The 1,724-nt window shown below is 58.3% G+C and carries 3 protein-coding genes; 2 read left to right on the top strand and 1 reads right to left on the bottom strand.

The features are described 5' to 3' along the window. Positions 1 to 198: hypothetical protein (locus VGI36_15605; GenBank protein ID HEY2486573.1), on the bottom strand; the 198-nt coding region annotated here is incomplete at its 3' end. A gap of 247 nt (positions 199 to 445) precedes the next feature. On the opposite strand from VGI36_15605, the gene VGI36_15600 reads away from it, so the two are divergent. Further along, positions 446 to 1,123, top strand: a complete 678-nt coding sequence (locus VGI36_15600; GenBank protein HEY2486572.1) for a TetR/AcrR family transcriptional regulator — start codon at positions 446 to 448, stop codon at positions 1,121 to 1,123. A 60-nt stretch (positions 1,124 to 1,183) separates the two neighbouring features. Beyond that, on the top strand, positions 1,184 to 1,669 hold the full coding sequence (locus tag VGI36_15595) for a nuclear transport factor 2 family protein (protein HEY2486571.1): 486 nt from the start codon (positions 1,184 to 1,186) through the stop codon (positions 1,667 to 1,669). Positions 1,670 to 1,724 lie beyond the last annotated feature (55 nt).

Genomic DNA, 1,724 nt, shown 5'->3' with positions numbered 1-1,724 from the left:
AACGGTTTTTGCCGCACAGCGGTTTTGTCTAGCGCCAATCGCTCCTCGGGTGCGAGCTGTTGCGGTAAGGATTTCACCCCAGGCGGCGCAATTCTGAGAGCCTCCCGTGGCGACGTAGACCTCACCCGGAAGCAGTTGATCCAGAGCTTCTGTCATGCAGTGTGGCAGTAGCGCGATCGCTTCGGTGTTGTCGCTCATATGCCCAAAACGCTCCTCGATGCGTGACGGCGATTTATCGCTCCTCCAGAACGACTGCCCGGGACCTCAGAATGACCAGGGCTCAAGAGATCGCGAACTCCAATCTATCGTCCGCCATTGATGTAGACCTGCGCTGCTGTGAGTTGAAATTCGAAGACGAAAGAACTGGGCGGTTAGCAAAGATTCATCTTGATCAGCGTGCCAACCAGTCAATATAGTACACGCATACCCACTGGTTGGTACCAAGATGCCGATAGCCGAAGCGAGACACGAATCGAAAACCAAACTCCTGCAGGCTGCGATCCGGGTGATCCGCGTCAAGGGATATACCGCCACGCGGGTTGAGGACGTCTGCGAGGCGGCTGGTCTGACCAAAGGAAGCTTCTTCCACCACTTTGACAGCAAGGACGAACTGGCGCTGGCCGCGGCCGACTATTGGATTGAGGGCACGGAGGCGCAGTTTGGCTCCGCGTCCTACCACCAGCTAGCCGACCCGCTGGAGCGGTTGCTGGCCTATGTGGACTTTCGTAAGGCGCTGCTGACGGGAGAGTTGCCCGACTTTACCTGCCTGGCGGGGACGATGGTGCAGGAGGTCTACGACACGCACCCGGCGATCCGCGAGGCATGCAACCGGAGCATCAGCGGGCACGCGGCAACACTGCTGGCCGACATTGAAGAGGCGATGCGGCAGCGCGGCATGCGCCCCGAATGGACCGCCGAAAGTCTCGCTCTCTACACCCAGGCCGCCCTCCAGGGCGCGTTCATCCTGGCCAAGGCCCGGGGTGGTGCTGCGATTGCGGCGCAGTGCATTGATCATCTGCGGCGATACATCGAGCTGCTGTTCCAACCATCGCCGCGTTCCGCGCCACCCGGGCCATCGGGAATTTCGGCAAGAGTCCCAAAACGGCGCCGAAGGGCGAAATGATACGGGGTCGCCGATCGATAGCGTGGCTCCAAGCCACTAACCCAAGAGCTGGAAAGGCGGATGGACATGACAAGGATCGGAGTATCACGGCGGAAGGCGCTTGAATCGGGAGCTTGCGCACTGGCTGCAGCGGCGGGGCTCTTGGTAGCGGCGCGGGCGCGCGCAGGTACGGAGCCGAGCACGACATACGAAGAAATTGTCCGGAGGTGGTATAGGGCATGGGAGAAAAAGGACCAGGGTCAATTTGAGGCCCTGATGGCCGACAACTTTACCTTCACGAGCGCGGCCGGCGACGACCACATCAGTAAGAGCGCTTTCAAAACGCAATGCTGGGATACACAGGTTAACTTCATCGATCGATTTGATCTGGAGCAGGTGTTCGGAAGCGGCAACGAGGCGTTTGTGAAGTATCTTTGCCACACAAAGAACGGTAAATCATTCCGGAATGTAGAGTATTTCCGGCTCAGAGACGGGAAAGTGGAGACCATTGAGTGCTACTTCGGGGGGAAATCCACCTTTCCGTCAGCAGTAAGCAACGGGAGTTAACTTTCGAGGCGAATACCAGCGGAGTTAAAGAAGTGGCGAAAGACTTGTCAGGAAT

The sequence above is a fragment of the Candidatus Binataceae bacterium genome (genome assembly GCA_036495685.1).
GTDB lineage: Bacteria > Desulfobacterota > Binatia > Binatales > Binataceae > JAFAHS01.
Note: the sequence above shows the minus strand (reverse complement) of the source record. Positions and strands in the feature narration are given on the sequence as shown.